17 protein-coding genes are annotated in these 24,018 nt (G+C 70.8%); 9 read left to right on the top strand and 8 right to left on the bottom strand.

Going from position 1 to position 24,018, the window contains the following annotated elements:
• Nucleotides 1–176: 176 nt before the first annotated feature.
• Together ABZ027_RS00615 and ABZ027_RS00610 are read left to right on the top strand one after the other, a co-directional pair.
• Entirely contained in the window at nucleotides 177–4,334 is a 4,158-nt protein-coding gene (locus ABZ027_RS00615; protein WP_356762835.1) for a bifunctional nitrate reductase/sulfite reductase flavoprotein subunit alpha, read from the top strand.
• Between the two features lie 188 nt (nucleotides 4,335–4,522).
• Entirely contained in the window at nucleotides 4,523–6,196 is a 1,674-nt protein-coding gene (locus tag ABZ027_RS00610; protein WP_356763423.1) for a hypothetical protein, read from the top strand.
• Here the strand turns inward: ABZ027_RS00610 and ABZ027_RS00605 are convergent.
• Nucleotides 6,177–6,692: a YceI family protein gene (locus ABZ027_RS00605; RefSeq protein WP_356763421.1), complete on the bottom strand. Its 516-nt coding sequence runs from the start codon at nucleotides 6,690–6,692 to the stop codon at nucleotides 6,177–6,179. The genes ABZ027_RS00610 and ABZ027_RS00605 overlap by 20 nt on opposite strands.
• A gap of 132 nt (nucleotides 6,693–6,824) precedes the next feature.
• On the opposite strand from ABZ027_RS00605, the gene ABZ027_RS00600 reads away from it, so the two are divergent.
• Entirely contained in the window at nucleotides 6,825–7,325 is a 501-nt protein-coding gene (locus ABZ027_RS00600; protein WP_356762833.1) for a MarR family transcriptional regulator, read from the top strand.
• A gap of 148 nt (nucleotides 7,326–7,473) precedes the next feature.
• The gene (locus ABZ027_RS00595) at nucleotides 7,474–10,614 is read left to right on the top strand and encodes an FAD-binding and (Fe-S)-binding domain-containing protein (protein WP_356762830.1); all 3,141 of its coding nucleotides are present in this window, start codon (nucleotides 7,474–7,476) and stop codon (nucleotides 10,612–10,614) included.
• An 18-nt stretch (nucleotides 10,615–10,632) separates the two neighbouring features.
• Here ABZ027_RS00595 and ABZ027_RS00590 read toward each other — a convergent pair whose 3' ends face one another.
• From ABZ027_RS00590 to ABZ027_RS00575, 4 genes are all read right to left on the bottom strand, one after another.
• Nucleotides 10,633–11,151, bottom strand: coding sequence for a hypothetical protein (locus ABZ027_RS00590; protein ID WP_356762828.1), 519 nt, complete (start codon nucleotides 11,149–11,151; stop codon nucleotides 10,633–10,635).
• 89 nt (nucleotides 11,152–11,240) lie between these two features.
• Nucleotides 11,241–11,822: a hypothetical protein gene (locus ABZ027_RS00585; RefSeq protein WP_356762826.1), complete on the bottom strand. Its 582-nt coding sequence runs from the start codon at nucleotides 11,820–11,822 to the stop codon at nucleotides 11,241–11,243.
• A 44-nt stretch (nucleotides 11,823–11,866) separates the two neighbouring features.
• The gene (locus tag ABZ027_RS00580) at nucleotides 11,867–12,184 is read right to left on the bottom strand and encodes a hypothetical protein (protein ID WP_356762824.1); all 318 of its coding nucleotides are present in this window, start codon (nucleotides 12,182–12,184) and stop codon (nucleotides 11,867–11,869) included.
• Between the two features lie 28 nt (nucleotides 12,185–12,212).
• On the bottom strand, nucleotides 12,213–14,414 hold the full coding sequence (locus ABZ027_RS00575; protein WP_356762822.1) for a glycoside hydrolase domain-containing protein: 2,202 nt from the start codon (nucleotides 14,412–14,414) through the stop codon (nucleotides 12,213–12,215).
• A 509-nt stretch (nucleotides 14,415–14,923) separates the two neighbouring features.
• Between ABZ027_RS00575 and ABZ027_RS00570 the strand changes: the two genes are divergently transcribed.
• The 3 genes from ABZ027_RS00570 to ABZ027_RS00560 all read left to right on the top strand — a co-directional run bounded on the left by ABZ027_RS00570 (nucleotide 14,924) and on the right by ABZ027_RS00560 (nucleotide 18,596).
• Entirely contained in the window at nucleotides 14,924–15,361 is a 438-nt protein-coding gene (locus ABZ027_RS00570; protein WP_356762820.1) for a Fur family transcriptional regulator, read from the top strand.
• Between the two features lie 34 nt (nucleotides 15,362–15,395).
• Entirely contained in the window at nucleotides 15,396–17,618 is a 2,223-nt protein-coding gene (gene katG / locus ABZ027_RS00565) for a catalase/peroxidase HPI (protein ID WP_356762818.1), read from the top strand.
• Between the two features lie 396 nt (nucleotides 17,619–18,014).
• Nucleotides 18,015–18,596 carry a lamin tail domain-containing protein gene (locus tag ABZ027_RS00560; RefSeq protein ID WP_356762816.1) on the top strand — a complete coding sequence of 194 codons (582 nt, stop codon included), beginning with the start codon at nucleotides 18,015–18,017 and terminating at the stop codon, nucleotides 18,594–18,596.
• A 70-nt stretch (nucleotides 18,597–18,666) separates the two neighbouring features.
• On the opposite strand, the gene ABZ027_RS00555 is transcribed toward ABZ027_RS00560, so the two are convergent.
• Nucleotides 18,667–18,858, bottom strand: a complete 192-nt coding sequence (locus ABZ027_RS00555) for a hypothetical protein (RefSeq protein ID WP_356763419.1) — start codon at nucleotides 18,856–18,858, stop codon at nucleotides 18,667–18,669.
• Between the two features lie 600 nt (nucleotides 18,859–19,458).
• Between ABZ027_RS00555 and ABZ027_RS00550 the strand changes: the two genes are divergently transcribed.
• Nucleotides 19,459–20,226, top strand: a complete 768-nt coding sequence (locus ABZ027_RS00550) for an ABC transporter ATP-binding protein (protein ID WP_356762814.1) — start codon at nucleotides 19,459–19,461, stop codon at nucleotides 20,224–20,226.
• Complete coding sequence (locus ABZ027_RS00545) at nucleotides 20,226–22,187, top strand: ABC transporter permease (protein WP_356762812.1); 1,962 nt, start codon at nucleotides 20,226–20,228, stop codon at nucleotides 22,185–22,187. Before ABZ027_RS00550 ends, ABZ027_RS00545 begins: the two co-directional genes overlap by 1 nt.
• A gap of 330 nt (nucleotides 22,188–22,517) precedes the next feature.
• Here the strand turns inward: ABZ027_RS00545 and ABZ027_RS00540 are convergent, their stop codons facing one another.
• Nucleotides 22,518–23,330 carry an SDR family NAD(P)-dependent oxidoreductase gene (locus ABZ027_RS00540; protein ID WP_356762810.1) on the bottom strand — a complete coding sequence of 271 codons (813 nt, stop codon included), beginning with the start codon at nucleotides 23,328–23,330 and terminating at the stop codon, nucleotides 22,518–22,520.
• A gap of 93 nt (nucleotides 23,331–23,423) precedes the next feature.
• Nucleotides 23,424–24,011 (bottom strand): DUF488 domain-containing protein, encoded by a 588-nt coding sequence (locus ABZ027_RS00535; protein WP_356762808.1) that lies wholly within the window; start codon nucleotides 24,009–24,011, stop codon nucleotides 23,424–23,426.
• Nucleotides 24,012–24,018: the final 7 nt, after the last annotated feature.

The following is a 24,018-nucleotide window of genomic DNA, read 5'->3' as shown; positions in this document are numbered from 1 at the left end:
CACTGCTGTCTGCATCGAACAATTCTTACCCATGGTCACCTGTTCGGCCCAATGCGACACGCTCCGCGACTCCGGTGCACCTCACACCGACCGGGGGGCGGCTGTGCAGCGGGCGTAACTCCTCAAGATCAAGCCGTGTCACACAGGCGTAACGGGCAATTCGTACCGTCGACGGCATGACGACGCCTCCGCAGCGAAAGCAGCCGCAGCAGACCGAGCAGGTGCGGACCGTCTGCTCGTACTGCGGTGTGGGCTGCGGTCTGCTGCTCGACGTCGGGATGGGGCCGGACGGCAGGCGTACCGTCCTGAAGGCGTCCGGGGACAAGGAGCACCCGGCGAACGCGGGCCGGCTGTGTACGAAGGGCGCGACCACGGCCGAGATGCTCGCCGCGCCCGGCCGGCTGACCAGTGCCCTGGTGCGGGACGACCGCGGCGAGGAGCCGGTGCCGGTGCCCACGGCCGACGCGATCGCCGACACCGCGCGACGGCTGCGCGCCGTCATCGACGAGCACGGGCCGGACGCGGTCGCCTTCTATGTGTCCGGGCAGTTGAGCCTGGAGGCGCAGTACCTGGCGAACAAGCTGGCCAAGGGGTTCGTGCGGACCAACCAGATCGAGTCCAACTCCCGGTTGTGCATGGCCAGTGCGGGGGCCGGATACAAGCTGTCGCTCGGTGCCGACGGGCCGCCCGGCTCGTACGAGGACTTCGACCGCGCGGATGTCTTCCTCGTCATCGGTTCGAACATGGCCGACTGTCATCCGATCCTCTCCCTGCGGATGATGGAGCGGGTCAAGGCGGGCGCGAAGCTCGTGGTCGTCGATCCTCGGCGCACCGCCACGGCCGCGAAGGCCGACCTGTTCCTCCAGGTGAAGTCGGGCACCGACCTCGCTCTGCTGAACGGTCTGCTGCACCTGCTGGTCGAGAACGGGCACACCGACCCCGAGTTCGTCGCGGCGCACACCACGGGCTGGGAGGCGATGGAGGAGTTCCTGGCCGACTATCCGCCGGCCGCCGTCGCGGAGCTCACCGGTGTCGCCGAGGACGACCTGCGTGCGGCCGCCCGGCTGATCGGCGAGGCCGGCGAGTGGATGAGCTGCTGGACCATGGGGCTCAACCAGTCCACGCACGGCACCTGGAACACGAACGCCCTGGTCAATTTGCATCTCGCGACGGGCGCGATCTGCCGTCCGGGCAGCGGGCCGTTCTCCCTGACCGGCCAGCCCAACGCGATGGGCGGACGCGAGATGGGCTACATGGGGCCGGGGCTGCCCGGGCAGCGGTCGGTGCTGGTCGAGGAGGAGCGGACGTTCACCGAGGACGTCTGGGAGCTGCCGCCGGGCACCCTGCGCGCCGACGGGGTCGGCCGGGGCACCGTCGAGATGTTCCAGAAGATGGCCGACGGGGAGATCAAGGCCTGCTGGATCATCTGCACCAATCCGGTCGCCTCGGTCGCCAATCGCCGTACCGTCATCGAGGGCCTGGAGGCCGCCGAGTTCGTGGTCACGCAGGACGTCTTCGGGGACACCGAGACCAACGCGTACGCCGACGTCGTCCTGCCGGGCGCGATGTGGACCGAGGCCGAAGGGGTCTACGTCAACAGCGAGCGGAACCTCACCCTGACCCGGGCGGCTTCCGACCCTCCCGGGGAGGCGATGGCGGACTGGCGGATCATCGCGGCCGTGGCCCGGGAGATGGGGTACGAGAAGGGTTTCTCGTACGACAGTGCCGAGCAGGTCTTCGAGGAGATCCGGCGCTTCTGGAACCCCGTCACGGGCTGGGACCTGCGCGGGGTGACGTACGAGCGGCTGCGGTCGACGCCCGTGCAGTGGCCGGCCGCCAGGGAGGACGGGCCCGAGCGCAATCCGGTGCGGTACGTGTCCGGCGAGGGCGAGTTGCGGTTCCCGACGGCCGACGGGCGTGCCGTCTTCCACGCGCGTCCGCATCTGCCGCCCGCCGAGCTGCCGGACGACGACTTCCCCTTCCTGCTGAACACCGGGCGGGTGCAGCACCAGTGGCACACCCTGACGAAGACCGGGAAGGTCGCCAAGCTCAACAAGCTCAATCCCGGGCCGTTCGTGGAGGTGCATCCCGAGGACGCGCGGGCGCTCGGGATCACCGACGGCGACCGGGTGGAGGTCGCCTCGCGGCGGGGGCGGGCCGTACTGCCCGCGGTGGTCACCGACCGGGTGCGGCCGGGGGCCTGTTTCGCGCCGTTCCACTGGAACGACCTGTTCGGGGAGTATCTGAGCGTCAACGCGGTGACCAGCGACGCGGTGGATCCGGTGTCGTTCCAGCCGGAGTTCAAGGTGTGTGCGGTGTCGCTGGCGAAGGTGGCCTCGCCGGTGCGGCCGGCGGGGGTGACCGCCCCCACGGCGGTGGCTGCGACCGGCGGCGCCACGACCGCCGTCGCTCCCAGCGCCCTCACTCCTGCCTCCGTCACTCCGACCGCCGTCACCCCGGGGTCGAATCCCTTCGGCCTCGACAGCACCCCGCCGCCCGTCCTCACGGCCCAGGAGCGGCTGTATCTCACCGGCTTCCTCGCGGGCATCGACTCCGGCGCCCCCGGTGTCCCCGTGCTCCCGCCGGACGCGCCCTTCAGCGCCGAGCACGCGCTGTGGGTGAACGGCGTGCTGGCCGGCATGTACTCGCGGACGTCGGCTGGACCGGCCCCGTCCGGCGAGCGGTCGGGCCGTGAGGTCGTCATCCTGTGGGCCTCGCAGACCGGTAACGCCGAGGAGTTCGCGGGGGCCGTCGCCGACCGGCTGTCCGCCGGGGGACACACGGCCACCCTCGTCGGCATGGACGAGTCCGACCCGGGCGCCCTGCCCTCCGGCGCCGATCTGCTGCTGATCACCAGCACCTTCGGCGACGGCGACGCGCCCGACAACGGCTCCGGGTTCTGGGAGACACTGACCGGCCAGCAGGCCCCGCGCCTGGACGGCGTCCGGTACGCGGTCCTGGCCTTCGGCGACTCCTCGTACGACGACTTCTGCGGACACGGGCGCCGGCTCGACGCACGCCTCGACGAGCTGGGCGCGGTACGGCTCGCGCCGCGCACCGACTGCGAACCCGACTACGAGTCCTTGGCGGGTGACTGGCTGGACCAGGTGCTCTCGGCGCTGGACACCGGGACGGAGACGGCCGAGCCCACCGAGCCCACCTTCGAGGTCGCCCCACAGCTCGCCACCCGGGCCGTCTCCGAGGCCGCCCGTGCCGCCAAGCCCGCGCCCACCACCGCCCGCCTGGTCGGCAACCAGCTGCTCAGCGGGGCGGGTGCGGGCAAGGAGGTCAGGCGGTTCACCTTCGACACGAGCGGGTCCCCGCTGACGTACGAGACGGGGGACGCGCTCAGCGTGCGGCCGGTCAACTCGCCCGCGCTGGTGGAGGAGTGGCTCGCGGTGACGGGCCTGGACGGCACGGCGGGCGTGCGTGTGGAGGGGGTCGGCGAGGTCCCCGTCGTCGAGGCCCTGCACCGACACCTGGACATCACCCGGATCACCCCGGACCTGCTGCGTTTCGTCGCCGAACGGACGCGTGACGACCGGGAGTTGCGCAGGCTGCTGCGGACCGACAACAAGGACGGTCTGGCGCAGTGGAGTTGGGGGCGGCAGGCGGTGGACGTGCTCGCCGAGCATCCGGTGCGGGCGAACGCGCAGGACTGGGCGGACGTACTGAAGAAGCTTCAGCCGCGCCTGTACTCCATATCGTCCAGCCCGCTGGTCGACCCGCGTCTGGTCTCGCTGACGGTGTCCGTCGTACGGTACGAGAACCTGCACGGCCGGACGCGCGGCGGGGTCTGCTCGCCCTTCCTCGCCGACGCCGAGGCGGACACCGAGGTGCCGGTCCTGGTGCGGCCCGCGCCGCACTTCCGGCCGCCCGCCGACGCCTCGACGCCGATGGTGATGGTCGGCCCGGGCACGGGGGTCGCGCCGTTCGTCGGCTTCCTCCAGGAGCGGCGCGCGCTCGGCCATCGGGCGCCCAACTGGCTGTTCTTCGGGGAACAGCACCGCGCCACCGACTTCTACTACGAGCGGGAGCTCACCGAACTGCTCGACGAGGGCCTGCTGACCCGCCTCGACACCGCCTTCTCCCGCGACCAGCGCAACAAGGTGTACGTGCAGGACAGGATGCGCGAACACGGTCCGGAGCTGTGGCGCTGGCTCCAGGACGGCGCCCACTTCTACGTCTGCGGCGACGCCTCCCGGATGGCCAAGGACGTGGACCGGGCTTTGCGGGACATCGCGGTCGCGCACGGCGGGCTGGACGAGGCCGAGGCATCGGCGTGGGTGAAACAGCTGGCGGCGGCGAAGCGGTACGTGCGGGACGTGTACTGAGAGTCCTTGACCGATCGGCGCCTTACGGGGATTGGCCAGGTTTCGCCCTTTACGGACGGTTCACACCGCCCTCATACCGGAATCTTCACCTCCGAGGACGTGGCGCTCACCGGGTCCGATTAGCGTCCGGTGCCGTGCTCCTGACAGATACGCAGCTGCCGGCGCCCGGCGGGCGGACGCGGGCGGCGGTGTCCGCCGATCCGGAGGAACCCCCCGCGCAGTGGCATCGCGTCCTCACCCTGCTCGCCGACATCAGTCTCTTCATCGGGACCCGGTCGGTGTGGGCGCAGGCGGCGACCCATCGGCTCCCCGTGGCCGTGGTGATCTCGGTGTGCTACGCCACGATTCTGGTGAGCGGGGTGCTGATCCTGGTGGTGCGCCGTCGGCGGGCGCTGGCCCGGCTGGACCTGGTGGTGCTGGTGACCGCCGTCACGCTGGTCCTGTGCACCTGGGTCATGAACCACCGCGGCTCCGACGAGGCGGACCTCACCACCCAGGCCGCCCGTGAGCTGGTCGCCGGGCACGCCGTGTACGGACACCCGTGGCCCTGGCTCTTCGGCCACGACGTCGCCCTCACCCCGACCGTGACGGGCGGCTACGACTACACCTACGGCTATCCCCCGCTGGCCCCGCTGCTGACCGCGCCGCTGCTGTGGCTGGGCCCCGGCGGCGTTCCGGCGACGGCGGTGGCCACGGGTGCGCTGGTCGTCGGCGCCGTGGCGCTGTGGCGGCTGCTGCCCGGTCCGTGGCGTTCGACGGCGACCATGGTGTGCCTCGACTTCGGCATGCTCCCCACGTACGGCCGGCTCGGCTATCCGGCGGTGCTGGCTCTCGCCCTGCTGGTGCCGGTGGTGGCGCGCTGGCCGCGGATCGGGCGGGGTGGCCGGCTCGGCCGGGCCGGGCTGGCGCGGGCGGCCTGCCTGGGGGCGGCCTGCGCGGCCCAGCAACTGCCGTGGTTCCTCGCGCCGTTCCTGCTGGCCGGGATCTACGCCGTCCGGCGCGGGGAGTCGGGGGCACGGGCGGCGGCACTGGTGGTGCTGCGGATCGTCGGGGTCGCCGTCACCGTATGGCTGCTGATCAACACGTACTTCGTCGTGAGCGAGCCGGACGCCTGGTTCAGCGGGATCGCGCTGCCGCTGACGCAGGGCGCGGTGCTGCACGGGCAGGGCCTGGTGGACGTCTCGCTGTACCTGACCGGCGGCGGCGACCGGCTCGACTGGTACTCGCGCGCGAGCGTGCTGCTGCTCGGCGGTCTGCTGGCGGTGTTCGTGCTGTTCGTCCGCCGGCTGGGGCCTGCGGCGACGGTGCTGCCGTGGCTGGCCTTCTATCTGGCGACCCGTTCGCAGGACGGCTACTACTTGTTGATGACCCCGCTGTGGCTCACCGCGGCGGTCACCGCGCCCGCGACGGAGTTCACCGGCGCCTGGCAGCCACGCCCGCGCCCGCTGTCCGGTCCGCACCGGCGCCCGGCGCGGATCGCGGCGGCCGTGCTGCTGCTCCTGCCCGCCGTCACCGGTGCCGCGCTGGCGGTCACGGGGTCGCCGCCGCTGCGGATGCGGGTGACGTCGGTACGGCGGGCCTCGGCGACCGCCCTCTCCCGGCTGACCCTGCGGGTCACCAACACGGACGGCGGCAGCCTGAGACCGCACTTCACGCTCACCGGCGGCCAGGGCATGGATCCGTACTGGACGGTCGTACGGGGGCCGGCCGCGCTGCCGGGCGGTGCGACGGCGACGTACGAACTCCGGCCGCCGACCGGGACGTACGGCCTGCCCCGGCCGGGCGCGCGGATCCGGCTGCGGGCGTTCACGGCCTCACCGCAGACGCTGTCGAGCCGCTTTGTCAGGCTGCCGCCCGGGTGAACCGGAGCGTGGCGGTCACCGTCGTCAGGCCGCGGATCATGCCCAGCTGGTTCCAGCCCATGCCGAACTCGGCGCGGTCCACGGGGAATTCGGCCTCCAGGGTGAGCGTCTCGGCGTCCGCTTCGACCAGGCGCGCGTCGAGGGACAGGGGCCTGCTGATGCCGCGCACGGTCAGCTGACCGACGACCTTGACCGTGTCGCCGTCGCGGCGTTCAGCGCTGCGCGCCACGAAGGTCAGCTCGGGGTGGTTGTCCACGTCGAAGAAGTCGGCGCCGCGCAGATGGGTGTCGCGCTTGGCGTTCTTGGTGTCCAGGGACGCGGCGTCCAGGGTGAGGGTGCCGACGGCCGACCCGTCGGCCCGCACCTCGCCCTGGCCGGCGACACCCGTGAAGGCGCCCTTGACGGTGACCAGGCCCCACATCGTCTTGTGCCGCAGCGCGACGGTGGTGGCGGTCGAGTCGAGCTGCCAGAGCCCGGTTTCCACGGCAACGGTCATGGTGGTGCCCCTGTTCATGGTCGTTCATGCTGGTGAGATTGGTGATTCAAATTTGGATGACATCACGCTAGCCCACTATCCAAATCTGGACAACCATCTTCTTCAAAATCGGACAACAGGTACACTCGCACCATGACCGCCCCCGACGAGCACCCCACCGACCTGCCCGAACGTCCCTCCGCGCAGAGCGGCGGACTGCTGCCGGACGAGCTGCGGGCCTGGATGGTCCTGCTCGCGGCGACCGGGGCCGTGGAGCAGCGGCTGCGCGCGGTCGTCAAGGAGCAGCTCGACGTCTCGCACGACGAGTTCCTGGTCCTGTGCCTGCTGGCCGAGCAGCCCGCGGGCCTGCGGATGACCCGGATCGCGGAGCTCCTGGGCCGCCCCAAGACCCGGCTCACCTACCAGATCGCCTGCCTCCAGCACGCCGGCCTGGTCACCCGCAAGTCGGTCTGCGGCGACAAGCGGGGCGTCGAGGTCGTCCTCACCGAGAAGGCCCGGCTCCTGCTGAAGGAGGCCTCACAGCCCCTCTCCGAGACGGTCGTGCAGGCCCTCGGCCGGATCATGGGACCCACCCAGCGCGAGGCGATGTGGGCGCTGCTGCCCGAGGTCACGGAGCACTCCGGCACCGAGTAGGGGGCGGTCCGTTTTGCCGGTCCCTGTGGCCGGTCCGTGTTGCCGAAGCGGCCGTGGGGTACCCGGCCGCCCCGTGCCCCCGTGACCGGGCCGCGTGCCCCGCGCCGGACACGGCCGCAGTCACCGCGCCGGCACGAAGGAGGGCGCCATGGGCGCGCTGGACCTGCCCGATCCCGTGGCCGGGCGACCGGCAAGCCCCCCGGTCGACGCGGGCGCCCTGGAGTCGGCGCTGCGCGAGCGGATCGACGGGGAGGTCCGCTTCGACGCCGGCAGCCGGGCCGCGTACTCGACGGACGCCTCGAACTTCCGGCAGACCCCGATCGGCGTGGTCGTCCCGCGGACCCCGGAGGCAGCCGCGGAGGCGGTGGCGGTGGCCCGGGAGCACGGCGCTCCGGTGCTGTCCCGGGGCGGCGGCACCAGCCTGGCCGGGCAGTGCACCAACGCCGGTGTGGTGATCGACTGGTCGAAGTACTGCAACCGGCTGGAGTCGGTGGACACCGACGCCCGCACCTGTGTCGTGCAGCCCGGCATCGTGCTGGACGCGCTGAACCGCCGGCTCGCGCCGACCGGGCTGCGCTACGGCCCGGAGCCCGCCACCCATGCCAACTGCACGATCGGCGGCATGATCGGCAACAACTCCTGCGGTGCCACCGCGCAGGCGCACGGCAAGGTCGTCGACAACATCGCCCGCCTGGAGGTGCTGCTCTACGACGGCACCCGCTTCTGGTGCGGGCCGACCAGCGACGAGGAGTACGCCGACATCGAGCGGCACGGCGACCTCCGGGCGGCGGTGTACCGGCGGTTGCGGGCGCTGCGCGACACGTACGCCGACGAGATCCGGCGCCGCTTCCCGGACATCCCGCGCCGGGTCTCCGGCTACAACCTGGACTCGCTGCTGCCGGAGCACGGCTTCGACGTGGCCGGCCTGCTCGTCGGCAGCGAGTCCACCCTGGTCACCGTCCTGCGGGCGGAACTGGAACTGGTGCCGGTGGTGCGGGAACGCACGCTGGTGATGCTCGGGTTCCCCGACATCGACCAGGCCGCCGACGCGGTGCCTGAGATCCTGCCGTACGAGCCGATGGCACTGGAGGGCGTCGACGCGAAACTGGTCCGCGACGAGCGGATCAAGCACCTCAACCCGAAGGCGCTCACCGAACTCCCGGAAGGCAACGCCTTCTTGATGGTCCAGTTCGGCGCGGACACGATCGCGGCGGCGGACGAGAGCGCGCACCGGATGCTGGACGCACTGCACGAGTCCGAGCACGACCCCGAGGTCGCCTTCATGGACGACCCGGCGCACGAGACGGAGTTGTGGCAGGTCCGTGAGGCCGGGCTCGGCGCCACCGCGCACATCCCCGGCCGGCCCGACACCTTCGAGGGCTGGGAGGACTCGGCGGTCGCGCCCGAGCGGCTCGGCGAGTACCTGCGCCGACTGCGCGGACTGTACGAGGAGTTCGGCTACCGGAGCGACACGGGGCCGAGTCTCTACGGCCACTTCGGCCAGGGCTGCGTGCACACCCGGATCCCCTTCGACCTGTACTCCGCCGACGGCGTGGCCGCCTACCGGCGATTCATGGAGCGGGCGGCCGACCTGGTCGCCGAGTTCGGCGGCTCGTTCTCCGGTGAGCACGGGGACGGGCAGAGCCGGGGCGAACTGCTGCCGCGGATGTTCGGGGAGCGGCTGGTGTCCGCGTTCGGTCAGCTCAAGGCCGTCTTCGATCCCCTGGATGGGATGAACCCCGGGAAGGTCGTGGCGCCGTACCGGCTGGACGAGAACCTGCGCCTGGGCGGCGACTGGGCACCGTACGATCCGCGCGACCCGCACTTCGGCTTCCCCGATGACGGCGGATCCTTCGCGCAGGCCGCCAACCGGTGCGTGGGCGTGGGGAAATGCCGGCAGCACACCAACGACGGCGGCACGGTGATGTGCCCCTCGTACCAGGTGACCATGGAGGAGGAGCACTCCACGCGCGGGCGGGCACGGCTGCTGTTCGAGATGCTCGACGGACACGGCGACAGCGCGATCCAGGACGGCTGGCGGTCGGAGGCGGTGCGGGACGCGCTCGACCTGTGTCTGGCGTGCAAGGGCTGCAAGAAGGACTGCCCGGCCGATGTCGACATGGCCACCTACAAGGCGGAGTTCCTGTCGCACCACTACGAGGGCCGGCAGTGGCGCAGGCCGCGTGCCCACCTGTCCCTGGGGTGGCTGCCCGCCCTGGCCCAGGCCGTCGGGCGCGCCGGGCTGGGCCCGGCCGTCAACGCGCTCACGCACACTTGGCCGCTGTCCCGGGCGGCCGTCGCGGTGGCGGGCATCGAGGACCGGGAGGTGCCGCTGTTCGCCGGGGAGACCCTGCAACGGTGGTTCGCACGGCACGAGCCGTACGGGGGCGGGGTCCGCGGGGGCGTCCGTGGCACCGTCCTGTTGTGGCCGGACACCTTCACCAACCACTTCCATCCGCACGTCGGGCGGGCGGCGGTACGGCTGTTGGAGCAGGCCGGCTGGCGGGTGACGCTGCCGAGCGAGCCGTTGTGCTGCGGGCTGACCTGGATCTCCACCGGGCAACTGGGTGTCGCCGAACGGGTGTTGTCCCGTACCGTGCGCCATCTCGCCGATCACGTACGGGCGGGCGGACTGGTGGTGGGACTGGAGCCCAGCTGCACGGCCGTGTTCCGGTCGGACGCCGGCGACCTGTTCCCCGGCGACCCTGACGTGCGGCGGCTGCGCGAGGGGACGGTGACCCTCGCCGAACTGCTCACCGAGCACTCCCCCGGCTACCAACCCCCGCGGGTGCCCGACCGCTCCGCGCGGGCGGTGGCCCAGGTGCACTGCCATCAGCACGCGGTGCTGGACTGGCACGCCGACCAGCTGCTGCTGCGCCGGGCCGGGGTGGACGTCGAGCGGCTGGAGTCCGGCTGCTGCGGCCTCGCCGGGAACTTCGGCTTCGAGCGCGGACACCTCGACGTCAGCCGGGCGAGCGCGGAACGTGTGCTGCTCCCCCGGCTACGACAGGAGGCGCCCGAGACGGTGGTCCTGGCCGACGGGTTCAGCTGCCGCACCCAGGTCCACGAGTTCGACAGCGGCGGCCACGAGGCGGTGCACCTCGCCGAACTACTGGCGTCGGCCCTGCCCCCCGAGTCCCGTTCCGCGGGCGCCCCGGGCAGTGCGTACGGCGTCGCCCCCGGCGCCCGCCCCGCCCCGCCGAGCCGCCCGGCCAAGGCCCTCGCCCTGGCCGGGGCGGGGCTGGCGGCGTTGGGGGCGGCGGGGGCGGTGCGGCGACGGTTGGGCTGATGATCTGCCAGAGGCCCGTCAGCAGCTGTAGCTGCGCTTGCCGTTGATGAGGTACCGGTCCTCCGCCTCGGTCTTCATCTTGTACGAGGCGGTCCAGCAGCCGTGCGAGCCCTGGCTGATGTAGAGCGGGCCGGCGAAATTGCTGTAGTAGCCGTCGTCGGTGCCGCAGGCGCTGCTGGCGCTGGTGCCCGGGCAGGCCTGGAGGAACATGTAGTTCGCGTTGCCCGGTGTCTCGTTCTTGAAGATCACGCAGAGCAATCCGCCGCCCGCGTAGGCCGCCATGCTGCCGTCGTCGCCGTTGACGTCACCGGGAAGGTCGCCGTCGATGTAGACCAGCGTGTTGTAGTTGCCGCCGCACTCGGTGGACTGGGCCACGGCCTCCTGCGGGTTGGCGGCGGCCCACGCCCTGGTCTGGGCGTCGGCGGTGGCGGCGACCGTCAGCTCCGGGGTGCCGGGCTGCCCGGCGGCGGACGCGGGGGTGAGCAGTGCGCCCATGGCGGCCGTGGTGGCGGCCAGCACGCCCAGTATTCGCTTCATGATCGGTCCTTCCGTCCTGCGGATAAATGGAACTGATGTTCGGAACAGCGGTCGCGGTGGGACACAGGGGCCCCACCGCGGCACCGCGCCTAGTGGAACGTCGCCTCGCGGACAGTGGTGGCCAGCCGGGGCAGGCGTTCGTCGTGCGGGCCGACGGCGATGTAGAAGAGCGACTCGTCGACCGGCTCGTCGTCACCGCCCCAGCGGACGACGCCCTGGCAGTCCGCGAGGATGTCCCGGACGGCGGCCACCTGGAGCGGGTACAGCGAACCCTTCGCACCGGCGCCCGGCCGGATCCGAACGGCCGTGCCCGAGGCGAGGTTGGACTCCGGGAGGCCACGGCGCAGGCCCTTGGCGGGGCGCCAGCCGTCCAGGTCCACCGCCGCGAGCTCCTGCACCTCGTAGTGGAAGCGGCGTACGACGTGCACGAGCACCGTCTCCACGTCGCCGATCCACACCGGTACGCCCAGGCCCGTGCCGGCCACCGGGCGGGTCCACACCTGTGAGTCGCGGTCCGCGTTCGACTGGTTCGTCCAGCCGTTCGCGGAGGTCGCCGGACGCCGGGGCCCGCGCCGTTCGGCGGCGACCGCGGTGGTGGCGGGCAGCACCGAACCGACGGCCGCGGCCGCGCCGATGACGGCGCCGGCCTTGACGACCGTACGCCGTGTCATGTCGTGATCCACGTTTCCTGTCTCCCTATGAGCTGTGTCAGCTGTCAGAACAGACCGAAGATCACGAAGAACGGCACGAGGGAGGCTGCGGCGCACACCGGCCAGTAGCGGGAGCCCCGTACCGGCGTCCGGCGCCGCAGCCAGGTGTTGGCCAGCCCCCAGACCAGGCCGAACAGGCAGAACACCGGTGCGGCGATGACCAGCCACAGCAGCATCCCGTCGTTCTCGTTCGGGTCCTGCATGGTCCAGCCGATGGCCGCCAGCGGCCCGTTGGCCAGGATGTACCACGCCAGGAACAGAGGAACGACGGCCGGGATCCCGAGCAACAGGTTCATGGCGACGGGGACGCACAGCTTCCGCATGCGCTCATTCTTCACGATCGGGTCCGGCCTACTGGGCGCGGCTGAGCTTGTTGTAGTTCTCCAGCACGTTGTAGAGGCCGATCAGCTCGCGGCCGTACTGCTCGGCCTTGTCACCGGTGCCGTTGTAGCGGGCCAGCAGCTTCTGACTGTCGGCCTGGCTGGTGATGAGGGACGGGCGGGCGATGCCGAGCTGGTGCGCGTTGTAGACCGTCAGGTAGGCCACCGAGGGGATGTTGTACTCGGGCTCCTGCAGGTTGTCCCACACCGCGCGGGTGTCCGAGTCGGTGAGCGGAGCGCCGTTGATGACGCCCTGCTCCCTGCAGTAGTTGCGGGCGTCGATGGTCACCCAGGCGAAGATCTGCCCCCAGCCGGTGCTGCAGTCGTCCTTCAGTCCGGCCTTCACCGCCTCGTCGGCGAGCGCGTCGAGCGGGTTCAGCTTGCGCAACTCCCACAGCACCGGCGCCTGGATGAGCGCCTTGCGCAGTTTCAGCGTCCTGGCCAGGTTGGTGAACAGCCAGTCGGCGTCCATGACCCTGTTGAACGCCTCCGTGGTGGAAGTGACGCCGTAGGTCACCCAGTCGCCGTCGGCGGTCCAGCCCTCGCCGCCGGTCTCCGGGACACCGATCGACGTCAGATACGCCTGGACGTCCTTGAGCATCGCCGCCCGGTACGTCGCCTTGTCGAAGTCCACGTCGAGGTCGGAGGTGACCGAAGTCCCGGGGTCGAAGTCGCCCTGTCCGGTGTCCCGGCCGGAGGCGATGTTGTTGTCGATCTCGATGGCGCCGTCCCCGGAGCCGACCTTGACGGTGGCGATCTGGTCGAAGGCCCAGTTGGTGGGCAGCGGGTAGCCGAGGTTGCCGGAGAACCCGGACGACATGTCGGAGACGAAGCCGGCGGCGGCGTATCCGGCGTCGGAGACGCGCTGGCAGACGTTGCGCGGGCCGTAGACGCCGACGCCGTAGGCCGAGTTCTCGCCGACGGTGCGGTAGATGCCCCGGAAGTGCTTCAGGACGTACTCGGTGATCTCGCCGTCCTGGGCGTCGTAGTCCACCGCGAAGTAGATGATCGTGCCCGGCTTGAAGCCGTGCATCTTGGCCCATTCGATGGCGTTCGTGGCGTCGATGCAACCCTGCGGGTAGCTGAAGTAGTCGGCCGAGCGGGACCACGTCTGGTAGATCGGGAAGCAGCGCAGACCGTACTGCTTGATGGTCGCGAGCTCGCCGGGCTGGATCTGCTTCTCCGGCAGGCTGGTGGTGGAGGGGTTGGACAGGTAGCGGCCGATGTACTGGTAGCCGGCGGCCTTCAGGGCCTGCACGCGGGCCGGGGTGATCTTGGTGACCCCGTCGCAGGCGGTGCCCTTGCGGGTCTGGTCGCCGTAGGAGACGAGCAGGGAGGCCCAGGTCTGGAAGTCGCCGACACCGGTGACCGGGAGCTTGGCGAACGACTGGAAGGACTCCACGCCGGACTTGACGTCGCCGGTGAAGTTGCCGAAGGGCACGCTTCGCTTGTTCAGGATCATCGACGCGGTGAACAGGGAGGCCCAGGTGCCGGTGGTTCCCACGGCGACCGTGTGGTTCCTCAGTCCGGACTGGGTGCCGGGGCCGAAGACACCGTTGGCGGTACCGTCGGCCATGCCCAGCTCGTACTGGATCGCGAACAGCATGGACTTGGCGACGTCGCGGGAGTGGTGGCCGTCGCACGGGATCACGAAGAAGTCCCGGCGGCCGACGTAACGCCTGTTGAGCCATTGCTGGATCGCACGGATCTCTTCCGAGCCGTTACTGACCGTGACATACGCGTCCATGTTGAGCAGGCCCTTGACGACCTTCGGCTCCAGGGAGCTACCCGCGTAGACGCTGTCGACGCCCATGTCGGCCTTCAGCTTGGCCACCGCGTCCTTGACGCGCCCGTTGTAGATGCCGTCGATCTCACCGCCGTCGTAGCCCTTGCAGTACAGGGCCGACTGCAGGACGCGGCAGAAGTTCGCCGACGGCACAGTGGAGTCGTCCAGTTTCGGATACTTCGACTGGAGCATGGACAACGTGGTCGGCCCGAAGGAGTCCGAGAGGCTGCTGATGTTCATCTCGTACTGCAGAGCCCGGGTCAGGGCATACATGACCGGCCAGCCGGTCTTGCCGTTCTCGTCGAGTTTGGAAATACCCAGCGCCGCGCCGTTGTTGTACGTCGTGTTGATGAACCTCTGTGCTCTGAGCACCATTTCGTCGGCCATGACGAAGCCCCCCTTGATCCGCGCCCCCTGACACCTCGGTCAGGCCGGACGCGCGGCGATCACCATAGACGAACCTCCATGGATCAAGACAAGACCGGTAAAGAAACATGGCCGAATGGTCACGTCATGGCAAAGTGCGCCGGTGAAGTGTCATACCGAGGGCCGGATCGTGAGCTTCTCGTGTGACACCAGTGAAACGAGGGACTCAGGGGCACCGCGATCCCACACTCATTTGGCCGAATCTCGCCGCCTGCGAGCCCGCCACGCCTGCCCCGCCCACGCCTGCCGCCGCTTGCTGCCACTTGCCGACTCCTCCTCGAACGCCACCGGTAGCGCTCTTCCGGCCACTCACCGCATCCGGCGGCCACGCCCTTCCGGTCGGCTGGGGAGCGGGTGAGGCACCCGAGGGCCGGGGCACGGAGGCGCGCCGGGAAAAATTTCTCGACAGGACAGAATTGGAACCAGTCCATTTCTTGAACCGTTCGTGTTTATGAGGGTAGGTTGGCCGCATGACCACCTCCCGGAGTGCGAACGCCGCCGACGAGCTGCGTGGTGTCGGCCTGCGGGTGACGGCCGCCCGCGTCGCGCTGCTGGAGACAGTCCGGGTCGGTGACCACCTCGATGTCGAGGCGATCGCCTCCGGTGTGCGCGACCGTGTCGGCCACATCTCCGTCCAGGCCGTGTACGAGGCCCTCCACGCCCTGACCGCGGCCGGGCTCATACGTCGCATCGAGCCGGCAGGCAGCCCGGCCCGGTTCGAGGGCCGCGTCGGGGACAACCACCACCACGTCGTGTGCCGGTCCTGCGGTGCCGTCGCCGACGTCGACTGCGAGGTCGGCGACGCCCCCTGTCTGACCGCGTCCGAGAACCACGGCTTCGCCATCGACGAGGCCGAGGTCATCTACTGGGGCGTGTGCCCCGCCTGTTCCACCAGCCCCAGTTCCTGAGCACCGAAACACACCCGTTCGGAAGGACCCCCCTGTGACCGAGAACCACGACGCGATCGTCACCGATTCGAAGCCCGAGGAGACGGGTGGCTGCCCGGTCGCACACGGCCGTGCCCTGCACCCGACCCAGGGCGGCGGCAACCGCCAGTGGTGGCCGGAGCGGCTCAATGTGAAGATCCTGGCCAAGAACCCGGCCGTGGCCAACCCCCTCGGTGAGGACTTCGACTACGCCGAGGCGTTCAAGAACCTCGACCTGCCGGCCGTGAAGCAGGACATCGCCGAGATCCTGACCACCTCTCAGGACTGGTGGCCCGCCGACTTCGGCAACTACGGGCCGCTCATCATCCGGATGGCCTGGCACAGCGCGGGCACGTACCGCATCAGCGACGGCCGCGGCGGCGCCGGCGCCGGTCAGCAGCGCTTCGCCCCCCTCAACAGCTGGCCGGACAACGCCAACCTGGACAAGGCCCGCCGTCTGCTGTGGCCGGTCAAGAAGAAGTACGGCCAGAGCCTGTCGTGGGCCGACCTGATGATCCTGGCCGGCAACGTGGCCCTGGAGTCGATGGGCTTCGAGACCTTCGGCTTCGGCGGCGGCCGTGTGGACGTCTGGGAGCCCGAGGAGGACGTGTACTGGGGCCCCGAGACCACCTGGCTCGACGACCAGCGCTACACCGGCGACCGTGAGCTGGAGAACCCGCTCGGCGCGGTCCAGATGGGCCTCATCTACGTCAACCCGGAGGGCCCGAACGGCAACCCGGACCCGATCGCCGCAGCCCGTGACATCCGTGAGACGTTCCGCCGGATGGCGATGAACGACGAGGAGACCGTCGCCCTGATCGCGGGCGGTCACACCTTCGGCAAGACGCACGGCGCCGGCCCGGCGGACAGCGTCGGCGACGACCCCGAGGCGGCCTCGCTGGAGCAGCAGGGCCTGGGCTGGAAGAGCTCCTTCGGCACCGGCAAGGGCGGCGACACGATCACCAGTGGTCTCGAGGTGACGTGGACGAACACCCCGACCACCTGGGACAACAGCTTCTTCGAGATCCTCTTCGGCTACGAGTGGGAGCTGACCAAGAGCCCCGCCGGCGCCAACCAGTGGCGGCCGAAGGACGGCGCCGGAGCGGGCACCGTCCCCGACGCGCACGACGCGACGAAGACGCACGCCCCGCAGATGCTGACGACCGACCTCTCGCTCCGCTTCGACCCGGTGTACGAGCAGATCTCCCGTCGCTTCCTGGAGAACCCCGCCGAGTTCGCGGACGCCTTCGCCCGCGCCTGGTACAAGCTGACCCACCGTGACATGGGCCCGAAGTCCCTGTACCTGGGCCCGGAGGTGCCGGCGGAGACCCTGGTCTGGCAGGACCCGCTGCCCGAGGCGGAGGGCCCGGCCATCGACGCCGCCGACATCGCGGCCCTCAAGGCCAAGCTGCTCGACTCGGGACTGACCGTCTCGCAGCTCGTGTCCACCGCGTGGGCGTCGGCCTCGACGTTCCGCGGCAGCGACAAGCGCGGCGGTGCCAACGGCGCCCGCATCCGTCTGGAGCCGCAGCGCGACTGGGAGGCCAACGACCCCGACCAGCTGGCCTCGGTGCTGCGCACCCTTGAGGGGATCCAGCGGGAGTTCAACTCCGGCGCCAAGAAGGTCTCCCTGGCCGACCTGATCGTCCTCGGTGGCACCGCCGCCGTGGAGAAGGCCGCCAAGGACGCCGGCTTCGACGTCGAGGCGCCCTTCACGCCGGGCCGTGTGGACGCGTCGCAGGAGCAGACGGACACCGAGTCGTTCGCCGCGCTCGAGCCGACCGCCGACGGGTTCCGCAACTACCTCGGCAAGGGCAACCGCCTGCCGGCCGAGTTCCTGCTGCTCGACAAGGCGAACCTGCTGACCCTCAGCGCCCCCGAGCTGACCGTCCTCGTCGGCGGCCTGCGTGTCCTGGGCGCCAACCAGGGCCAGTCGTCGCACGGCGTCTTCACCGACACCCCGGGCACGCTGACCAACGACTTCTTCGTCAACCTGCTCGACCTGGGCACGACGTGGACGTCGACGTCCGAGGACCAGACCACCTTCGAGGGCCGCGACGCCGCCACCGGCGAGGTCAAGTGGACCGGCACCCGTGCCGACCTCGTCTTCGGCTCGAACTCGGAGCTGCGTGCGCTCGCCGAGGTGTACGCGGGTGACGACGCGAAGGAGAAGTTCGTGAAGGACTTCGTCGCCGCGTGGAACAAGGTCATGGACCTGGACCGGTTCGACCTCGTCTGATCGTCCGCTGCACACCGTCAGGGCCGGCCCACTCGGGCCGGCCCTTTCGTCTTCGAAGGGACGTAGGAGACAGCAGGCCCACGCCGTCCCGTTCCGCGCTCCCCCTCGGGACACGGACAGTCGTTACTCACTTTCGAGTGAGAGCCCCCGTCGCGGTGGGGTGGCGCGACCTGGCGGACAAGCGATCATTCCCCCGCGCCGCACGGGTCCAGGGCGCCTGGTGGCGTCAACATCGTGCATTCAGCGCATAGATGGACGTTGCAGGTGAGAGTCACGGAGATGTGGACAGGTTGTCACATGGTTCACGTCTCATCCGTATCGCCCGCACACCGAGGCCAAAGTGTGGGTGTGCGGCCGACCGGCCGCCACCAGCACACCGCACACTCAGGGGAACTCATGCCTGTTTCCAAGTCTGTCACCGCCCGCCGTCTGGTCGCCGCCGCGCTCGCAGCCGGAGCCGTGGTGGGGGCGGTGACGCTGCCGGCGTCCGCGGCCGACCACCGCCCGCACGGTCCGAAGGTGGAAATCAGCAAGGCCCAGTACGACTCCCCGGGCCGCGACGACCAGTCCAACCGCTCCCTGAACAAGGAATGGGTGGAGATCACCAACAACGGCCGCCACAGCGTGAACCTGGACGGCTGGACACTGTCGGCCAGGGACGGCCGCACCTACACGTTCCACCACTACCGCCTGGACGGACGCGCCACCGTCCGTGTCCACACGGGCGAGGGCCGCGACAGCCGCAGCGACGTGTTCCAGGACCGGCGCAACTACGTGTGGGACAACCACTCCGACACCGCGACCCTGAGCAATGACCGGGGCCGCACCATCGACGACCTCTCCTGGGGCCGCCACCACCGCGGCGATGACTCCTGGGGCCGCCACGAGCACCGCGGCGACGACTCCCGGGGCCGCCACGAGCACCGCGGCGACGACTCCCGGGGCCGCGACGAGCACCGCGGCGGCGGACACCACTGACCCACCCCGCTGAAAACCCCTGTGGGCCCCGGATCATCCGATCCGGGGCCCACAGGGGTTACACGTGTCGTCACAGGGCGGTGGTGTGGACTCCCGCCGCAAGACCCTCGGGCGAAGCGACGGCCGCGAGGTCGGCACAGAGGCTCCCGAGCGGCGTCTCGAGGAAGAGACCGCCGGAGCCACCGGCGGCCAGGCCACCGGAGACGTTGTCCAGGTCGGCGTCGGAGATCTCGGCGGCTTCGACCTGGAAGGCAGGGTTCATCACGTGCGGTTCCCTTCGTGGATTCTTCTGGGGGGTTCTTCTGGGGGACTTCTGGGCTTCTTCCGGGCTTCTCAGGAACGACAGAGCTCGCCTGATCCCGAAACGGGGGCCCTCCCGGCGACTTGCGCCACGCGCAGGATCAAAGCACGCCCCACGAGGCGACGGCCAGCAGCCCGAGGCTCAGCCCGGAACCTGACTTCACCGGTGTGACCAGGCGGTGACCGGCCTCACCGACTCCTTCACGCGGCCCGCCTCCACGCTGCACGCACGCCGGGTCGCCGACCTGTATCCGCGCCGGACAGCCCCACGCCGAGACCGACGCGAACCGGCCCGCTCATGACCACGGCTCAGCTTCCGTGCACCTTGGTGGGGAGCGGTGTGCAGGTTTACCGGATCTTCGGCAACCGGCCCTCCTGAGTGGTCACTGGTGCGGCTGCTCGAAGCCGTCGCGGACGGCGGGAAACTGCGGTAGGACAGCTGGAGCCGAACCCGGCAGACAGCGAACAGGATCTGCCGGCCCAATGGGGGATGCGGTGAACTCGCCCCATGACCATGGCGAGTTCATCCGACCGGCACCACATCATCGATAGGCGTTGACGCATGGCAGACAATCAGGCAGTCCGGCTCGAACAGGTCAGCAGGTGCTATGCATCCGGCTCCTCCGCGGCGGTGCGCGCCCTCGACGAGATCTCGGTGGGCTTCGAACGCACCACCTTCACCGCGATCATGGGCCCGTCCGGCTCGGGAAAGAGCACCCTCCTGCAGTGCGCGGCGGGACTCGACCGGCCCGACTCCGGCCGGGTGGTCGTGGACGACGTGGATCTCGGCCCGCTCGGCGAGAAGGCTCTCACCGAACTGCGCCGGGACCGGATCGGCTTCATCTTCCAGGCGTTCAATCTCCTCGGCGCGCTGACCGCGGAACAGAATGTGGGGCTGCCGCTGCGGCTCGCGGGCCGCCGTCCCGACTCCGCAGAGGTCCGGGCCGCCCTCGCACAGGTGGGGCTCAGCGAGCGCGGCGCGCATCTGCCCTCCCAGATGTCCGGCGGCCAGCAGCAGCGGGTGGCGATCGCCCGGGCCCTGATCACCAGACCCAAGGTCCTGTTCGCCGACGAGCCCACCGGCGCCCTGGACAGCAGCAGCAGCCGGACCGTGCTGGAACTGCTGCGGTCCCTGGTGGACGAGCAGGGGCAGACCACGATCATGGTGACGCACGACCCGGTGGCCGCCTCGTACGCGGACCGAGTCGTGTTCCTCGTCGACGGACACATCACTGACGAGATGCTGCGGCCGACCGCACAGGGCGTGGCCGAGCACATGGCCCGGCTGGAAGCGGGCGCGGCCCCCGCACGTGTGGGCGGTGGCGAGTGATGGGGAAGGTCTCCGCCCTGCTGCCCGTCGCGGTGGCCACCCTGCGCAAACGGTGGCTCGGCTTCGTCGGCTCGTTCGTCGCCCTGACCCTGGGGGTGGCTCTGATCGCCGCCTCCGGACTGCTCGTCAGTACATCGGCGGGACTGGAGAACAACGATCCGTCTGCGCCGTCCCTGAAGAAGCTGCTCACGTTCATGGCCGGCATGTCCGGCTTCGTCTCGGTCTTCGTCGTGGCGTCCACGTTCGCCTTCGCCGTCGCGGGCAGGCGCCGGGAGACGGCGCTGTTACGGGCGGTCGGTGCCACCCCGCGTCAGATCAGACTGCTGGTGATCGGTGAGTCGGTGGTCGTCTCGCTGGTCGCCTCGGTCGCCGGCGCCCTGCTCGGGCTGGTTCTCGCGCCGCTCTTCGCCCGCTGGCTGGTGGCGCGCGGCGCGGCCCCGGAGGGCTTCACCGTCGAGTTCTCGGCGGGGCCCTTACTGACCGCCGCGGCGATCGAGGTGGCGGTGGCGGTGCTCGGCGCCTACGCCGCGGCGCGCCGGGCCGGCCGGGTACGCCCCGTCGAGGCGCTGAGCGCCGCGGCGGTGGACGGCAAGGTGATGACCCTCGGCCGCTGGGTGTGGGGCGTCGCCTATGTCGCGCTGTTCGGCACGGTGCTGGCTCTGTTCGCCGCCATGCCGCCCGGCCTGGAGCGGGACCCGCAACTGCGTGACCCGCAGAACCTGCCGGTCTGGTCCCTGCTGATCGACGTCATGGCGATCATGGCGCTCGCACTGTTCGCCCCGCTGTTCGTGCCTGTGCTGGTCCGGCTGCTGACCCTGCCGGTGCCGCTGGCGGCCGGCGCGGTCGGGCTGCTGGCCCGGCAGAACGCGCTGGCCGCGGTGCGCCGCACGGTCTCCACCGCGACCCCGATGTTCCTGGTGATCGGCCTGACCGGCACCGTGGTGGGCTCCACCCTCACGTTCGGCGAGGCCAGGGCCGTCCAGTCACGCGAGGCGCTCAGCGCCCAGTACGTCGTGGAGCCAGACACCGGGTCCACGCTCTCGGCGGCCGAGGTGCGGCGGCTGCGGGACCTGCCCGACAGCCGGACCACCACCATCCGCCCCACGCTCGTCTCGGACCTGGGCGGCGGTATGACCGGCGGTACGACCGTCGCCACCGCCATCGACGGTGACACGGCCAGGACCTGGAAGCTGAAGACCGAGGCAGGTTCGCTCGACGGCCTGAAGGGCAACGCCGTCGCCGTCTCCAGCGGCCTCGCCGAGGCCAACGACTGGCAGGTCGGCGACCGCCTCGGCGCGGCCCTGGCCGACGGCACCCCCGTCACCGTGAAGCTGGTCGCCCTGGTCCGGACGCCGCTGAGCCTCGCCGAGGTGCTGCTCCCGTACCCCCTGGTGGCGGCGCATCTGACCGGCGACAAGCAGCCCACCGCGGCCTTCGTCTCCACCACATCCGGCGCGGCCGCCGCGACGCCGGCCGCCACCGACGGAGCGAAGGTCACTCCGACCGCGCGGTGGGGCGACGGCGATGACGACCCCCGGGCCCGCAGCGACTGGATCACCATGATCGCCATCCTGGGCCCGGCCCTGCTCTACGCCCTGATCGCGATCGTCAACACCATGATGATGTCCACCGGCGACCGGCTGCGGGACTTCGCCACCCTCCGGCTGACCGGGGGCAACGACCGGCAGGTCCTGTCCATGGTCGCGTGGGAAGCCGTCCTCACCGCCGCGACCGCCGCCGTGCTCGCCCTGCTCGTCACCACCGGTACCCAGGCCGCGAGCATGATGCTGATCAACCGCCGCGTCCTGGACGCCGGTTCGGCGGTCTCGCTGAGCATGCCGTGGACGGCGATCGGCACCGCCACGGTCGCGGGGCTCGCACTCGCGCTCGTCTCCAGCGTTCTCCCGGCCAGGCTCGCGCTGCGCGCTCGCGCACTGGACCTGGCCGGTGCGCGGCAGTAGCGCCTTCTCGCCGTGCACTCCTGAGACGCACCGCGAACCGCTCCTTGCGGTGAGGAGCGCCCCCATCATCTGGCGGTAGGAGGGAGTACCGGGGGCGACCAGGGGGCGCCGCATTGACGAGGTCGGCGAGCCGCCGTTCCTGACGGGTGCGGGCTCGCCCGGCCCGCCAGTGCCGGGCGCCGGCCGCGCCTGCTGCCCGACCTGATGCGCGGCGAGGGCGACCCCACGCTGAACCTTCGCGCCCTGGGGCACCCGGGCTCACGCCCCTGTTGTTTCCGCGACGCCTTCCCGACACCGGCACGGTTCACCGGCCGGAAGACCGCTACGGCGTCACCCCTGCCGCCCGGGATCTTCCTCGGCGCCGGTCCCCGGTTCCGCCAGCCGCCGATGGGCCGCCGCCTTGACCCCGTCGGGCAGCACCTTTCCGGCCAGCCCCTGTGCCTTGGCCTTCAAGGATCCGGTCACGGCCTTCTTCTCGCCCTGCACGATCGCCTCGAACGCCTGCTCGGCCACCAGTGCGGGGTCGTCCTTCTTCATGGTGCCGATCCGGGTGTCCTCCGCCATGCCCGCCCGCCGGAAGAAGTCCGTCTCCGTGGCGGCCGGCATGAACGAGGTGACCGTGACACCGGTGTCCTTCACCTCCTCCGCCAGCGCCTCGGCGAAGGACTGCACGAACGACTTGGACGCGTTGTAGACGGGCTGGAAGGAGCCGGGCATCGTCGCGGCCACGGACGAGGTGAAGGCGATCCGGCCGGCGCCGCGTGTCACCATGGCCCGCAGCAGCGGCTTGGCCAGCCGGACGGTCGCGGTGACGTTGAGGTCGATGATCTCCTGGTCGTCCGCGAGGTCGGTGTCGACGAAGGCACCGCCCTGGCCCACGCCCGCGTTGAGGGCGGCGATGTCGACCGTCAGCCCGTCGAGCGCGTCCAGCAGCCGGTACCGTCCCTCGGCGGTCCGGACATCGGCGCGCACCGCACGCACCTCCGCGCCCGACTCCCGCAGGCCCTGCGCGGCGGACTCCAGCCGTTCGTCCTCGGCGTTCACCACGAGGTCGTAACCGTGGAGCGCGAACTGCCGGGCCAGCTCACGGCCGATTCCGCTGGACGCGCCGGTGATCAGGGCGAGTGGCCGTGTGTCGTTCATGACGGCCGAGTAACCGCCTCGCCCCGCGCCAACCACCGAGGAGTCCGTCGATGTGGTTCGGTCGTCGGGGGCGCTCTGCCCGGTCAGGACTGGTCACTGGGTTCGTCGCGGCGAGCGGGGCGCGGACGACGCACGGCCGGCGGTGCTGGTGGCGGCGAGGTCGTCGTAGACGAGCAGTCCGTCCTCGCGCAGGCGCACACCGGCTGTGGGTACGTGGTCCGTCAGACGCCGGTCGTGCATCAGGTGCCGTGTCGGTACCCGTCGGGCGAGGACCGCGAAGTCTGCGATCAGGCGGCGGTGGCAGCGCCACCAGACCGCCTCGCTGCACATCACGGCGGTGGGAGTCGTGGTCGCCTGGCGTAGCAGCTCGTCCATCGCCGCGGTGAACTGAGGCGTGCGGGTATGTGCGGCGTAACCGCGGAAGGACGCGTTGCGCCACACGATGTCGGGCGAGTCCGGCGGTGGTGTGCGAAATCCTCCCAGCGCGGGTTCCCAGCGGTAGGCGATGCCGTGTTCGGGCATCCACTGGAGGAGTCGCTCGCGAGAGAGGGCCGGGTCGCGGCGGCTGCCGGGTGCGGTGCGCACGTCCACGACAGTGGCCACACCGGCGCTCTCCAGCAAGGCGATGATGTCCTGCGGCGGTGCGGTGCTGTGCCCGAAGGTGAACAGAGGCGGTGCCATCCCGGAG

This window comes from Streptomyces sp. NPDC006332 (genome assembly GCF_040612855.1).
Taxonomy (GTDB): domain Bacteria; phylum Actinomycetota; class Actinomycetes; order Streptomycetales; family Streptomycetaceae; genus Streptomyces.
The sequence above is the reverse complement of the archived record's forward strand: the minus strand, read 5'-3'. Positions and strand labels throughout refer to the sequence as shown.

Coding starts and splice junctions, on each gene's coding strand:
- ABZ027_RS00615 (WP_356762835.1), top strand. CDS start 177: ATGACGACGCCTCCGCAGCGAAAGCAGCCGCAGCAGACCGAGCAGGTG.
- ABZ027_RS00605 (WP_356763421.1), bottom strand. CDS start 6,692: ATGACCGTTGCCGTGGAAACCGGGCTCTGGCAGCTCGACTCGACCGCC.
- ABZ027_RS00600 (WP_356762833.1), top strand. CDS start 6,825: ATGACCGCCCCCGACGAGCACCCCACCGACCTGCCCGAACGTCCCTCC.
- ABZ027_RS00595 (WP_356762830.1), top strand. CDS start 7,474: ATGGGCGCGCTGGACCTGCCCGATCCCGTGGCCGGGCGACCGGCAAGC.
- ABZ027_RS00590 (WP_356762828.1), bottom strand. CDS start 11,151: ATGAAGCGAATACTGGGCGTGCTGGCCGCCACCACGGCCGCCATGGGC.
- ABZ027_RS00585 (WP_356762826.1), bottom strand. CDS start 11,822: ATGACACGGCGTACGGTCGTCAAGGCCGGCGCCGTCATCGGCGCGGCC.
- ABZ027_RS00580 (WP_356762824.1), bottom strand. CDS start 12,184: ATGCGGAAGCTGTGCGTCCCCGTCGCCATGAACCTGTTGCTCGGGATC.
- ABZ027_RS00575 (WP_356762822.1), bottom strand. CDS start 14,414: ATGGCCGACGAAATGGTGCTCAGAGCACAGAGGTTCATCAACACGACG.
- ABZ027_RS00570 (WP_356762820.1), top strand. CDS start 14,924: ATGACCACCTCCCGGAGTGCGAACGCCGCCGACGAGCTGCGTGGTGTC.
- ABZ027_RS00560 (WP_356762816.1), top strand. CDS start 18,015: ATGCCTGTTTCCAAGTCTGTCACCGCCCGCCGTCTGGTCGCCGCCGCG.
- ABZ027_RS00555 (WP_356763419.1), bottom strand. CDS start 18,858: ATGAACCCTGCCTTCCAGGTCGAAGCCGCCGAGATCTCCGACGCCGAC.
- ABZ027_RS00550 (WP_356762814.1), top strand. CDS start 19,459: ATGGCAGACAATCAGGCAGTCCGGCTCGAACAGGTCAGCAGGTGCTAT.
- ABZ027_RS00545 (WP_356762812.1), top strand. CDS start 20,226: ATGGGGAAGGTCTCCGCCCTGCTGCCCGTCGCGGTGGCCACCCTGCGC.
- ABZ027_RS00540 (WP_356762810.1), bottom strand. CDS start 23,330: ATGAACGACACACGGCCACTCGCCCTGATCACCGGCGCGTCCAGCGGA.
- ABZ027_RS00535 (WP_356762808.1), bottom strand. CDS start 24,011: ATGGCACCGCCTCTGTTCACCTTCGGGCACAGCACCGCACCGCCGCAG.